Origin of the sequence: Escherichia sp. KTE114, from assembly GCF_000407765.1 — a bacterium.
In the GTDB taxonomy this organism is placed as follows: domain Bacteria; phylum Pseudomonadota; class Gammaproteobacteria; order Enterobacterales; family Enterobacteriaceae; genus Escherichia; species Escherichia ruysiae.
The window spans coordinates 2955361-2968073 of sequence record NZ_KE136626.1 but is presented as its reverse complement, the minus strand read 5'-3'; the positions used below and the strand labels follow the sequence as shown (position 1 = coordinate 2968073).

At 50.2% G+C, this 12713-nt stretch carries 11 protein-coding genes; 5 read left to right on the top strand and 6 right to left on the bottom strand.

Translation table 11 applies throughout. The features are described 5' to 3' along the window. Positions 1-576 carry a YceI family protein gene (locus tag WC5_RS07125; protein WP_000749186.1) on the top strand — a complete coding sequence of 192 codons (576 nt, stop codon included), beginning with the start codon at positions 1-3 and terminating at the stop codon, positions 574-576. A 41-nt stretch (positions 577-617) separates the two neighbouring features. Here the strand turns inward: WC5_RS07125 and trhO are convergent, their stop codons facing one another. Then, entirely contained in the window at positions 618-1670 is a 1053-nt protein-coding gene (gene trhO / locus WC5_RS07130) for an oxygen-dependent tRNA uridine(34) hydroxylase TrhO (RefSeq protein WP_010351773.1), read from the bottom strand. 224 nt (positions 1671-1894) lie between these two features. On the opposite strand from trhO, the gene lpxL reads away from it, so the two are divergent. The 3 genes from lpxL to WC5_RS07145 all read left to right on the top strand — a co-directional run bounded on the left by lpxL (position 1895) and on the right by WC5_RS07145 (position 4668). Beyond that, positions 1895-2815: a kdo(2)-lipid IV(A) lauroyltransferase gene (gene lpxL, locus WC5_RS07135; protein ID WP_010351771.1), complete on the top strand. Its 921-nt coding sequence runs from the start codon at positions 1895-1897 to the stop codon at positions 2813-2815. 169 nt (positions 2816-2984) lie between these two features. Continuing rightward, on the top strand, positions 2985-4211 hold the full coding sequence (mdtG, locus tag WC5_RS07140) for a multidrug efflux MFS transporter MdtG (RefSeq protein ID WP_000050574.1): 1227 nt from the start codon (positions 2985-2987) through the stop codon (positions 4209-4211). An 82-nt stretch (positions 4212-4293) separates the two neighbouring features. Continuing rightward, complete coding sequence (locus tag WC5_RS07145; protein WP_000180062.1) at positions 4294-4668, top strand: MysB family protein; 375 nt, start codon at positions 4294-4296, stop codon at positions 4666-4668. Here WC5_RS07145 and WC5_RS07150 read toward each other — a convergent pair whose 3' ends face one another. The 3 genes from WC5_RS07150 to mdoG all read right to left on the bottom strand — a co-directional run bounded on the left by WC5_RS07150 (position 4669) and on the right by mdoG (position 9115). After that, positions 4669-4896, bottom strand: a complete 228-nt coding sequence (locus tag WC5_RS07150) for a YceK/YidQ family lipoprotein (protein WP_001237191.1) — start codon at positions 4894-4896, stop codon at positions 4669-4671. A gap of 147 nt (positions 4897-5043) precedes the next feature. After that, positions 5044-7587 (bottom strand): glucans biosynthesis glucosyltransferase MdoH, encoded by a 2544-nt coding sequence (mdoH, locus tag WC5_RS07155; RefSeq protein ID WP_010351277.1) that lies wholly within the window; start codon positions 7585-7587, stop codon positions 5044-5046. Beyond that, positions 7580-9115 carry a glucans biosynthesis protein MdoG gene (gene mdoG / locus WC5_RS07160; protein ID WP_077629266.1) on the bottom strand — a complete coding sequence of 512 codons (1536 nt, stop codon included), beginning with the start codon at positions 9113-9115 and terminating at the stop codon, positions 7580-7582. Before mdoG ends, mdoH begins: the two co-directional genes overlap by 8 nt. Before the next feature lie 392 nt (positions 9116-9507). On the opposite strand from mdoG, the gene mdoC reads away from it, so the two are divergent. Beyond that, the gene (gene mdoC, locus WC5_RS07165) at positions 9508-10665 is read left to right on the top strand and encodes a glucans biosynthesis protein MdoC (protein WP_001070366.1); all 1158 of its coding nucleotides are present in this window, start codon (positions 9508-9510) and stop codon (positions 10663-10665) included. Positions 10666-10672: 7 nt separating this feature from the next. Here the strand turns inward: mdoC and clsC are convergent, their stop codons facing one another. Further along, entirely contained in the window at positions 10673-12154 is a 1482-nt protein-coding gene (gene clsC, locus WC5_RS07170) for a cardiolipin synthase ClsC (protein WP_016231663.1), read from the bottom strand. After that, complete coding sequence (gene ymdB / locus WC5_RS07175) at positions 12096-12629, bottom strand: O-acetyl-ADP-ribose deacetylase (protein ID WP_000842234.1); 534 nt, start codon at positions 12627-12629, stop codon at positions 12096-12098. Before ymdB ends, clsC begins: the two co-directional genes overlap by 59 nt. Positions 12630-12713: the final 84 nt, after the last annotated feature.

Sequence of the window (12713 nt, the reverse complement as noted above, 5' to 3'; positions counted from 1 at the left end):
ATGAAAAAAAGCCTGCTTGCTTTAACCTTTGCTTCCCTGATGTTCTCTGCCGGTTCAGCTGTCGCCGCCGATTACAAAATTGACAAAGAAGGTCAGCACGCCTTTGTCAATTTCCGCATCCAGCACCTTGGCTATAGCTGGTTATATGGCACCTTTAAAGATTTCGACGGTACTTTTACCTTTGATGAAAAGAACCCAGCTGCTGATAAAGTGAATGTGACAATTAACACCACCAGCGTCGATACCAATCACGCCGAACGTGATAAGCATCTTCGCAGCGCAGATTTCCTCAATACCGCAAAATATCCGCAGGCGACGTTCACTTCTACCAGCGTGAAGAAAGACGGTGATGAACTGGATATTACGGGTGATCTGACACTAAATGGCGTAACCAAACCAGTAACGCTGGAAGCAAAATTGATTGGTCAGGGTGACGATCCGTGGGGCGGTAAACGTGCGGGCTTCGAGGCAGAAGGCAAAATTAAGCTGAAAGACTTCAACATTAAGACTGATTTAGGTCCAGCTTCGCAGGAGGTTGATCTGATTATTTCGGTGGAAGGTGTACAGCAGAAGTAATGCATAGATGTTGCCGGATGACGCACATCCGGCACGAATGTTTATTCTGTTGGATCAGGAATGACCAGCGTCGTGTTCAGGCGTCCACGCGATTTATTAAAGATCTTATTGCCATTTTCTCGCCCGGCACGACGGCGGCGCTGTTCTTCAGGCGGTAATGCACTTTCTTCACAGCAAATCTCACTACAACAGCCCTTGAATTTCTCGGCACACGCCGGACACTGGATAAACAACAGATGACAGCCATCATTTCTACAATTGGTATGGCTGTCACAAGGTGTGCCACACTGATGACAATGCGCAATAATTTCGTCAGAGATCCGCTCGCCCATCCGCTCGTCAAAAACAAAATTTTTACCAACAAAGCGGACAGGCAAACCTTGTTCACGCGCCTTACGAGCGTATTCAATAATCCCGCCTTCAATATGCCAGACTTTATTGAATCCGTTATGTTTCATCCAGGCACTGGCCTTTTCGCAACGAATACCACCGGTGCAGTACATCACGATCTTTTTATCTTTATGCGCCTGCATCATCTCAACCGCTTTTGGCAGTTGTTCGCGAAAGGTATCTGCCGGAATTTCCAGCGCGTTTTCAAAATGCCCCACTTCATATTCATAGTGGTTGCGCATGTCGATAAACAGCGCATCGGGATCATCAAGCATGGCGTTCACTTCCGCTGCTTGCAGGTATTCCCCCACGTTACTGGCATCAAATTGAGGATCGTCAATACCATCGGCAACAATTCGGTCGCGAACCTTCATGCGCAGCACCCAGAAGGATTTCCCGTCATCATCCAGCGCAATATTCAGACGTAAACCGTTTAAAGCAGGATCAAAAGCATAAAGCTGTGCGCGAAATGTCTCTACGTTGCTCGCCGGTACGCTGATTTGTGCGTTGATCCCTTCATGCGCCAGATAGACCCGTCCAAAGACATTCAACGCGGTAAATAGCTGATATAAAGCATCGCGAGTCGTTTTGGGATCGGTAATGTGGAAATATTTATAGAACGAAATGGTGGTGCGTGGTTCGCTCTCGGCCAGCATTTTGGCTTTCAGCGCGTCATTAGAAATGCGGTTGTGTAACACTGGCATGGTGTACGGTTCCTGCGGGGTGGGAAAGTAAAAATCCGCAGCATGATATAGCAATTATCGACAATTAACATCCATACATTTTACGCTACATTTGCGCATTAAAAATTATTAATGATTTACATACGCGGTAATTTCGCCCAGTCTTCGGTCACAAATTTTGGTTGCGGACGAAAAAATGCGACAATACATACAATTGCCCGTATAGGTTGAAAGACAGGATTGATATGACGAATCTACCCAAGTTCTCCACCGCACTGCTTCATCCGCGTTATTGGTTAACCTGGTTGGGTATTGGCGTACTTTGGTTAGTCGTTCAGTTACCCTACCCGATTATCTACCGCCTTGGCATTGCGGCAGGACGACTGGCGTTACATGTTATGAAACGTCGCGCCAAAATTGTATATCGCAACCTGGAACTGTGCTTTCCGGAGATGAGCGAACAAGAACGCCATGAAATGATGGTGAAGAATTTCGAATCCGTTGGTATGGGGTTGATGGAAACCGGCATGGCGTGGTTCTGGTCGGATCGTCGAATTGCCCGCTGGACGGAAGTGATTGGCATGGAACATATCCGTGACGTGCAGGCGCAAAAGCGCGGCATTCTGTTGGTCGGCATCCATTTTCTGACGCTGGAGCTGGGCGCAAGGCAATTTGGTATGCAGGAGCCGGGTATCGGCGTCTATCGCCCAAACGATAATCCGTTGCTCGACTGGCTGCAAACCTGGGGGCGCCTGCGTTCGAACAAATCGATGCTTGATCGCAAAGATTTAAAAGGCATGATCCGGGCACTAAAGAAAGGCGAAGTGGTCTGGTATGCGCCGGATCACGATTACGGTCCGCGCTCGAGCGTTTTCGTGCCGCTGTTTGCTGTTGAGCAGGCGGCGACCACCAGTGGCACCTGGATGCTGGCGAGAATGTCTGGTGCGTGCCTGGTGCCGTTCGTTCCGCGTCGTAAGCCAGACGGCAAAGGCTATCAGTTGATCATGCTGCCGCCAGAGTGTTCACCGCCTCTGGATAACGCCGAAGTCACCGCAGCGTGGATGAATAAAGTGGTCGAGAAATGCATCATGATGGCACCGGAACAGTACATGTGGCTGCATCGTCGCTTTAAAACGCGCCCGGAAGGCGTACCTTCACGCTATTAAATCTCCCTTGCCGGATGTTTCGAACTGCATCCGGCATTACCGCTGCCCCCCCCCTGATTTAGCGATAAAAGCTCTGTACATTGCGTCACCTATAAGTCAGGCGCATAATTAGTGTGCTTACTTTTTCTCCTTTTATTCACCGCGCCTGGCGCACCAACAGCGGATTGCTATGTCACTCTGTGAAAATGACACCCCCATAAACTGGAAACGAAACCTGATCGTTGCCTGGCTAGGTTGTTTTCTTACCGGTGCCGCCTTCAGTCTGGTGATGCCATTCTTACCCCTCTACGTTGAGCAACTTGGCGTCACTGGCCACAGCGCGCTGAATATGTGGTCGGGAATTGTCTTCAGTATTACCTTTTTATTCTCCGCCATCGCCTCCCCTTTCTGGGGTGGACTTGCCGACCGCAAAGGCCGAAAAATCATGCTATTGCGCTCTGCTCTTGGCATGGGCATCGTGATGGTGCTGATGGGGCTGGCGCAAAATATCTGGCAGTTTTTGATCCTGCGGGCGCTGCTTGGTTTGCTTGGCGGATTTGTCCCCAACGCCAATGCTCTTATCGCCACACAAGTACCGCGTAATAAAAGCGGCTGGGCGCTGGGTACGCTCTCCACCGGCGGCGTTAGCGGCGCGTTGCTCGGCCCGATGGCTGGTGGCTTACTCGCTGATAACTACGGCTTACGTCCGGTATTCTTTATTACCGCCAGTGTGCTCATACTCTGCTTTTTCGTCACCCTGTTTTGTATCAGAGAAAAATTCCAGCCCGTCAGCAAAAAAGAGATGCTGCACATGCGGGAAGTCGTAACATCGCTTAAAAATCCGAAACTGGTACTTAGCCTGTTTGTCACAACATTAATTATCCAGATTGCTACTGGATCTATCGCGCCAATCCTGACGCTGTATGTCCGCGAACTGGCAGGAAATGTCAGTAATATCGCCTTTATTAGCGGCATGATCGCCTCCGTGCCCGGCGTGGCTGCACTGCTAAGTGCTCCACGACTCGGTAAACTTGGCGATCGTATCGGGCCAGAAAAGATCCTGATAACTGCGCTGATCTTTTCTGTGCTGCTGTTGATCCCAATGTCTTATGTCCAGACACCACTGCAACTGGGGATTTTACGCTTTTTGCTCGGCGCCGCAGACGGCGCTCTGCTCCCCGCCGTACAAACGTTGCTGGTTTATAATTCGACCAACCAAATCGCCGGGCGCATTTTCAGCTACAACCAGTCGTTTCGCGATATTGGCAACGTTACGGGGCCGTTGATGGGCGCAGCTATTTCAGCACACTACGGCTTTCGTGCTGTATTTCTGGTTACCGCCGGAGTCGTTTTGTTTAACGCGGTCTATTCGTGGAACAGCCTGCGCCGTCGCCGACTCCCCCAGGTATCGAACTGATTTTTCGCCTTTCATACTTGCAAAAGCGGAGAATCAGCTATTCTTTCCCTGAACACCTCAGCAAATCAAAGGGAGAGTCGTGATGACTATGTACGCAACGCTTGAAGAAGCCATTGATGCCGCACGCGAAGAATTTCTTGCTGACAACCCCGGCATCGACGCCGAAGAAGCGAATGTGCAACAGTTCAATGTCCAGAAATATATTCTGCAAGATGGCGACATTATGTGGCAGGTTGAGTTTCTCGCCGATGAAGGCGAAGAAGGTGAATGCCTGCCAATGTTCAGTGGAGAAGCCGCACAAAGCATCTTTGATGGCGACTATGATGAGATTGAAATCCGCCAGGAATGGCAGGAAGAAAATACTCTGCATGAATGGGACGAAGGTGAATTCCAGCTTGAGCCACCGCTGGATACCGAAGAAGGACGCGCAGCAGCCGATGAGTGGGATGAGCGTTAATTACTCATATGCTCCGTGATGAATGTCGATCGGCAGCAGTAAGGTATCAAAGACTAAAGAGAAAGGGAGATCAAGGATTGTGACATAGCGCCATGCGGAGTCACGTACATCCCACTGCACGCCGGGATAATATTGGTTGCCATGCCCCTGTCCCGGTATGGTGCGGCTAATGATGCTGCCACAACCACTCAGCAAAGCAACCATGATGCCTACTACAATTAAGCGCATTTGAACCCTCTTCTGTAAAAAAATACCGGCATTACGCCGGTATTTTTATTGCTGATAAAGTGCTTGTTGTTTTGCCGGATGCGGCGTGAACGCCCTATCCGGCCTACGAAGCCTTGCAAATTCAATATATTGCAGGCATCTACGCTTTTATTGCGAAGCCGTATCCGGTTTACGCAATGCCAGTGGATTCAACTTTATCCCTTCGTAGTAACTCACCCATGAAGAATATCTCTCCGGGGAATTCCAGACGCGGAAATGCAAACGAGCCATCGTCACCGGATCGCTTAGCAGCACCAGACGACGATCGCGATTCAGCTTCTCTGGCGTCTCGTTCAGCGCCTGTTCAACGTGGCGGTCACGGGCGATTTCCAGCACCTTACTGGCGCGGTGACGCGCGGTGGCCATTGCCGTTGCCAGAGCGTTAAACGACGGATTAAACACTGCATGCATAAAGCCATCGTCGAGAGAACGTTGACGGTTCATCTCAAGGAAACGATCGGTATCGATCAGTACCTGAGGCGGTGAATACTCTTCCGGGATCAGGAACAGTTTCCAGCGTTTCGTGCGCAGCCCAACGGTTGTACGGCTGGAGATCACCGAAACAAACGGTGACAGAATCAGCGAGAAGACAATCGGTGCCAGCCAGAACAGGAAACGCAGATCCAGCCACGCCATACCGACCGCCCACACTAACCCCAGCAGCAGCTGTGAGCCGTGGCGTTTAAACGCTTCGCCCCAGGAGGTAGAGTCGTCATCACGTTGCGGGGAATTCCACACCACTTCCCAGCCGAGGAAGGCGCTAACCACGAATACCGTATGGAATAGCATACGCACCGGCGCCAACAGCACGGAGAACAGCACTTCTAACAACAGCGATAACGTAACTCGCCAGAAGCCGCCATACTCTTTCGTTCCTTTGCACCAGATAAGCAAAATACTCAACAACTTCGGCAGGAACAGCAGCACCATCGTCGAGGCAAACAGCGCAATCGCCAGTTCAGGACGCCACTGTGGCCAGACCGGGAATAACTGCCGTGGTTGCAGGAAGTATTGCGGTTCGGTCAGTGCGTGTACGACCTGCAATGCGGTAGAGAGCGCGAGGAACATAAACCACAGCGGTGCGGAAAGATAAGACATCACGCCCGTCAGGAACACCGCGCGGTGAACCGGGTGCATCCCTTTAACCAGGAACAAACGGAAGTTCATCAGGTTACCATGGCACCAGCGGCGGTCACGTTTTAACTCGTCAAGCAGGTTAGGCGGCAGCTCTTCATAAGAGCCAGGGAGATCGTAAGCAATCCATACCCCCCAGCCTGCACGGCGCATCAGTGCGGCTTCCACGAAGTCGTGCGAAAGAATTGAACCCGCAAATGATCCTTCGCCAGGCAGCGGCGCCAGCGCACAGTGCTCGATAAACGGTTTCACGCGGATAATCGCGTTATGCCCCCAGTAGTGTGACTCGCCGAGCTGCCAGAAATGCAAACCAGCAGTGAACAATGGCCCATAGACACGGGTCGCAAACTGTTGGCAGCGTGCATACAGCGTATCCATACCAGACGCTTTCGGCGACGACTGGATAATCCCGGCGTTCGGGTTGGCTTCCATCAGGCGCACCAGACCGCACAAACAATCACCGGTCATCACCGAGTCCGCATCCAACACCACCATGTAGCTGTACTGGCTACCCCAGCGACGGCAGAAATCGTCAATGTTACCGCTTTTACGCTTCACGCGACGGCGACGGCGGCGATAGAAAATCTGGCCCTCACCCTGCACTTCGGCGATCAGCTCCATCCAGGCTTTTTGTTCTGCCACGCAGATGTCCGGGTTGTAGCTGTCACTCAGGATATAAACATCAAAATGTTTGGCATTACCGGTCGCTTTCACTGATTCCCACGTTGCACGCAGACCTGCAAAAACGCGATTCACGTCTTCGTTACAGATAGGCATGATCAATGCTGTGCGATGCTCCGGATTTAACGGTTCATCGCCAACGGTTGAAGCGGAAATACTGTATTTATCGCGACCAATAAGCAGTTGCAGGAAGCCCATCAACGCCGTCCAGAAACCGGCAGACACCCAGCAGAAAAGAACAGCGAAGAGGATCAGAATACCGGTTTGCAGCATGTAAGGCAGAAGCTGCATAAAGGAAACCCACAGATCCTGATCGACCATATCAACTGGATTAATCAGCGCCCACCCCTGATAAGGCAGGATGGTCTTCATATACCAGGTAGCGACGACGGTTTGCGCCAGAGTGAGGAGAAGCAGGATGTAACGACGGATGGTGCCGACGGTACGCCACTTTTGCTCGCTCTCCTGCTCTTCTTTGGTCAACCGCGCCAGATAGCGCGGCGTCACATCGCGCCCACGCAGACGATCCCAGAAACGCCCAACCGGGTTAGTACGCCACGGATCGGGGAACATAGAAGAACGTTTTGCTTTCGGCATTGCCTTAAGCTGATCGCGCCCTTCGTCGTCTTGAATTAACTGTCCATCAGCGAGTGAATCTGGCCAGGCTTGTTCCAGACGTGCTTTTACCGACCCTTGCGGGGAGTCATCCTCTCGCGCATAGGTTCGGTGTTCAGCATCCAGCGCCTGATGAACGGCGCGGATATCAGTCTTCGGCAATGCCGCTTTCTCGCTTGCGGAGATGGGCATTGCGTCAATGTACTCGGTTGTCTTATTCATTGGCAGGTAACTGGTAGCTCCAGGTTTCACTCAACGTTTGATCGGCATTCACCAGGGCAGCACGCATTTCAGTGGTTTTCTTGGCATCTTTCACTTTCACGCGCATTACCAGACGCCAGCCTTTGGTGACCGGGTTATAGCGCACCGTGCTTTCTACAATCTCACCATTATCGCCAATGCTGGTTTGTGCAGTGACCGGGGTATCCTCTGGCAGTTTTTTCATCTCTGCGCCGGTAAAATCGACCACAAAGGCGATAGTGCCGTCAGGCTGGCGAATCAGGTTCGACTGTTTCACATCCCCCGTTGAACGACGCGTCTGCTGCACCCAGGCGTTATCAGGCGCGTGAAGTTTGTCTTCATCACGGCTGAAAGTAATGGTGTATTTAAAGTTCATCTCTTTACCTGGTTCCGGTAACTGATCCGGCGTCCAGTAAGCGACGATGTTATCGTTGGTTTCATCGTTGGTTGGAATTTCCACCAGCTCAACGCTGCCTTTGCCCCACTCCCCTTTCGGTGTCACCCACGCGCTTGGACGAAGATCGTAACGATCGTCGAGATCTTCAAAGCGGGAGAAATCGCGGCCACGCTGCAACAGGCCGAAGCCTTGCGGGTTTTCCATCGAGAAGCTGCTGATCGCCAGATGTTTCGGGTTGTTTAGCGGACGCCAGATCCACTCACCGTTACCAGCATGGATAGACAGACCGTTGGAGTCGTGCAATTCCGGACGATAATTATTCGCCGGAGATGGCTGGTTCGGCCCGAACAGGAACATACTGGTTAACGGCGCAACACCCAGTTTGCCGACTTTATCGCGCAGGTAGATTTTCGATTGCACATCAACAACCGTGTCACGTCCCGGCATAACAACAAACTTATAAGCGCCTGTCGCACGCGGCGAATCAAGCAACGCATAAATCGTTAAACGCTTGTCGGTCGGTTTTGGACGCTCGATCCAGAACTCCTTAAAGCGTGGGAATTCTTCACCTGATGGCAACGCGGTATCAATTGCCAGGCCTCGGGCAGAAAGACCGTAAACCTGACCTGCGCCAATCACGCGAAAATAGCTGGCCCCGAGCATACTGACGATTTCATCATTTTTATCTTTGCTGTTGATCGGGTAAAGCACTTTAAAACCGGCGAAACCGAGGTCTTTTACCGTGTCTTTGTCATGCTGAACTTCGCCGAAAGTGAAATAATCCGGGCTGTATTTGATTCTTTTTACTGCCGTTGCAGTGACTTCATTTATTTTGACCGGTGTGTCGAAGTACATACCCTGATGGTAGAACTCGAGCTTGAATGGGGTCTTCAGATTGTTCCAGTATGCTTTGTCATGATTAAACTGGATCTGTTGATAGTCCGCGTATTTCATGTCGCGGAAAACGGAGGGCAAGTTACTTTTAGGCGCCTCATAGCCTTTCCCGGCTAAGGATTGAGCTTGCTTTGCGACATCGTCAATGCTGAAGGCCCAGCTTGATGATGTATACAGGGTTAACATTACTGCAGCACTCAACCAACGCATTTTCATCATTTGTAGTTTATGTTTCATAATAAGTAAGCACTTCCCCCTTTGTGTGCTTATATCGATCCGATCTATTTTAATGGATAACCAGCCATTCCGACAACAGAATCCCGGTATTATTCAGCGTGCCGGCTCATGGATTAAGCACCTGATTGCAACCGTTTTCACTTTCCGTGCTTCTCCTAAAGACAGAAGGAGCGAGTTCGTGTAGGGTTTGCCGGCAAATTTATTTATCAACCGTCTTACAGGCGCTTCCATTTTGGTTAGTGATTGCGGCTATGCCGCGCAAAAACACATTTGAAGCCTGCACCTCATGCAGCAGGTCAGTGTCGTTACGGCAAAAGCCTAAAGGCATTACCCGGCGGGGATAAGACGAAAAATCCGAGATTAGTTAACCATATATGAATCCAGTACCCGCGCAGCGTGAATATTTCCTCGACTCCATCCGCGCATGGTTGATGTTGTTAGGGATCCCTTTTCATATTTCTTTAATCTATTCAAGCCACACCTGGCATGTGAATAGCGCAGAACCGTCATGGTGGCTGACGCTTTTTAACGATTTCATCCACGCCTTCCGTATGCAGGTATTTTTCGTTATTTCCGGATATTTTTCCTACATGCTGTTTTTGCGCTACCCGTTGAAAAAATGGTGGAAAGTGCGCGTTGAACGCGTAGGAATCCCGATGTTAACGGCTATTCCCCTGCTCACCTTGCCGCAATTCATTATGCTGCAATATGTCAAAGGCAAAGCGGAAAGCTGGCCTGGGCTATCATTGTATGACAAATATAATACGCTGGCCTGGGAGTTAATTTCGCACCTGTGGTTTTTACTGGTGTTGGTCGTTATGACGACACTTTGCGTATGGATATTTAAACGAATAAGAAATAATTTAGAAAATTCAGATAAAACGAATAAAAATTTCTCGATGGTTAAGCTATCGATACTATTTTTCTGTCTGGGAATTGGCTATGCAGCAATAAGAAGAACGTTATTTATCGTTTATCCACCCATATTAAGCGATGGCATGTTCAATTTTATTTTCATGCAGACGCTGTTTTATATGCCGTTCTTTATTCTCGGTGCGCTGGCTTTCATTTTCCCTAATCTTAAGGCCTTGTTTACCACACCGTCTCGTGGATGCACTCTCGCAGCAGCACTGGCATTTGTTGCTTATTTGCTCAATCAACGCTACGGCAGCGGCGATGCCTGGATGTATGAAACCGAGTCAGTGATCACGATGGTGCTCGGCCTGTGGATGGTGAATGTGGTCTTCTCCTTCGGCCACCGTTTGCTTAATTTTCAGTCGGCGCGGGTAACCTATTTTGTAAACGCATCGCTATTTATTTATCTGGTTCATCACCCATTAACGCTCTTTTTCGGTGCTTACATCACTCCGCACATCACATCAAATCTGCTGGGTTTCCTCTGCGGTCTGATATTTGTGGTAGGGATTGCGATAATTCTGTACGAAATTCATTTACGCATTCCGTTGTTGAAGTTTTTGTTCTCCGGCAAACCGATCGTAAAACGCGAGAATGACAAAGCGCCAGCTCGCTAAACCATACTTACAATAACCATTCAACGGGCAATATTGACGCTAATCTGACCATAACCCGCTTCCAGAAACTGGTGGCGGGTTCTTTTTTGAGGATAATTTCCTCCTTCCCATGGCGATCGACCCAGTTGATTCGTCCCCACCGATCCAGACGGAGCTGCCAGGCCGCATCATACTGGCTCTGAATAAAGCGTTTATCGATTAATTGTGCCAGCGTTTCGCTCTCTATCACGAAGCCCATTTCAGTATTGAGTAATGTTGAACGCGGATCGAAATTGAATGAGCCAATAAACACTATTTTGCCATCGACACTGAATGTCTTGGCATGAAGGCTTGCGCCGGAATTACCGGTTATACCGCGATCGTGCAACGTGCCGCTCTGTTCCCGCGTCGGCTTCAGTTCATACAATTCCACGCCATAGCGGAGTAACTTTTTGCGCCAGCGGGCATACCCGGCATGAACGACAGCGACATCGTTAGCGGCAAGTGAATTGGTTAAGATGGCTATCCTGACTCCTTTTCTCACCATTCGTAAAAGCTGCGCCACTCCCGCGCGCGTTGGCACAAAATAGGAAGAGATAATATCAATACGTTCGCTGGGTGAGCCCATGATATCGAACAGGCGCTGCGGTAACAGGGAATGCCGTTTTGCTTTGCCCTCCCCTTTTGCCGGATCATCACTTAATAAACGCGTTCTTGCCCAGATAAGCGGCAACGTTCCGTCAACCAGTTGATTTATAAATGGACTTAACTCCATTTGGCGCAAATAGCGATGTGTCTCAGTGTCGTTGTACCAGGACGCAGGTAGCTCAATACGGTCAGCCATTTCGCCGTCGGGAACATCCAGCACCTGCTGCAACGGTGAAACTGATTTGCAATACCAATAGCGGGCAAAATCATCGGCAACGTCCTCAACAACCGGCCCTATTGCCAGGACATCTAAATCTGAAAAAAGTGGCTCTTCTCCCGCGCCGAAATAGGCATCGCCAACGTTGCGCCCGCCCACCAGCGTCACCACACCATCAATGGTAAAACTTTTATTGTGCATACGACGATTGAGGCGGGAAAAATCGGTGATATAACCAAGCGGACGTAACAGGCGGAAAGAGAAAGGATTAAAAAGTCGAACTTCAATACGCGGGTGACTATCGAGCAAGCGTAAAATATCATCAAGACCGGGAGTATTATTGTCATCCAGCAACAAACGGACGCGAACGCCACGCTTCGCTGCGGCTAACAGAGCCGAAAATAGCAATCGCCCCGACATATCGTCCTGCCAGATGTAATACTGAACATCCAGAGTATGCTCCGCCATTTCTGCCAGACGATATCGTGCAGCGAACGCATCCAGACTTTTATCCAGGGGGAAAATGCCGCACTGCCCAGGATGTTGCGAGCACAGCGGCAGCACCGCGCTCGCCAGCCGGGGCAAATCATTCATCTCCTTGTTGGGTAAGGAGTCTTTCGTAGAGATGGGCATTTTCTGCATCATAACAGACAAAGTATACCTGCTCAGGCAAAGCGTGACGGGTAATAAATTCTGAAACGGTTTTTACTGCGATTTCAGCCGCTGCAGCACGCGGGTAGCCATAAACGCCGGTACTGATGGCAGGAAAAGCCACTGTCGCATAGCCGTTTGCCGCTACCAGTCGTAGACTATTGAGATAGGCATCCTGCAATAACTGGTCTTCGTTTTGTTCGCCACCGCGCCAGACAGGCCCAACGGTATGCACAACAGCTTTGGCAGGGAGATCGCCCGCAAGAGTAATCACTGCATGTCCTGTGGGGCAATCGCCCTGTTGCTGGCGAACTTTCAAACAGGCATCCAGCAACGCCGGGCCGGCTGCGCGATGAATAGCGCCATCAACGCCGCCGCCCCCCATTAGTGACGGATTAGCCGCATTAACAATAACATCAACGGCTAGTTTAGTAATATCACCCTGCACAACATGAATACGCGATTTCATAACGCCTCCTTACACCCTCTTGTTTCTTAAGTGTACAGCAGTGTTTTTAGGTAAATCGCATTTTTCTTGTCAGTAGCGTGAGTA

Coding starts and splice junctions, on each gene's coding strand:
- WC5_RS07125 (WP_000749186.1), top strand. CDS start 1: ATGAAAAAAAGCCTGCTTGCTTTAACCTTTGCTTCCCTGATGTTCTCT.
- trhO (WP_010351773.1), bottom strand. CDS start 1,670: ATGCCAGTGTTACACAACCGCATTTCTAATGACGCGCTGAAAGCCAAA.
- lpxL (WP_010351771.1), top strand. CDS start 1,895: ATGACGAATCTACCCAAGTTCTCCACCGCACTGCTTCATCCGCGTTAT.
- mdtG (WP_000050574.1), top strand. CDS start 2,985: ATGTCACTCTGTGAAAATGACACCCCCATAAACTGGAAACGAAACCTG.
- WC5_RS07145 (WP_000180062.1), top strand. CDS start 4,294: ATGACTATGTACGCAACGCTTGAAGAAGCCATTGATGCCGCACGCGAA.
- WC5_RS07150 (WP_001237191.1), bottom strand. CDS start 4,896: ATGCGCTTAATTGTAGTAGGCATCATGGTTGCTTTGCTGAGTGGTTGT.
- mdoH (WP_010351277.1), bottom strand. CDS start 7,587: ATGAATAAGACAACCGAGTACATTGACGCAATGCCCATCTCCGCAAGC.
- mdoG (WP_077629266.1), bottom strand. CDS start 9,115: ATGATGAAAATGCGTTGGTTGAGTGCTGCAGTAATGTTAACCCTGTAT.
- mdoC (WP_001070366.1), top strand. CDS start 9,508: ATGAATCCAGTACCCGCGCAGCGTGAATATTTCCTCGACTCCATCCGC.
- clsC (WP_016231663.1), bottom strand. CDS start 12,154: ATGATGCAGAAAATGCCCATCTCTACGAAAGACTCCTTACCCAACAAG.
- ymdB (WP_000842234.1), bottom strand. CDS start 12,629: ATGAAATCGCGTATTCATGTTGTGCAGGGTGATATTACTAAACTAGCC.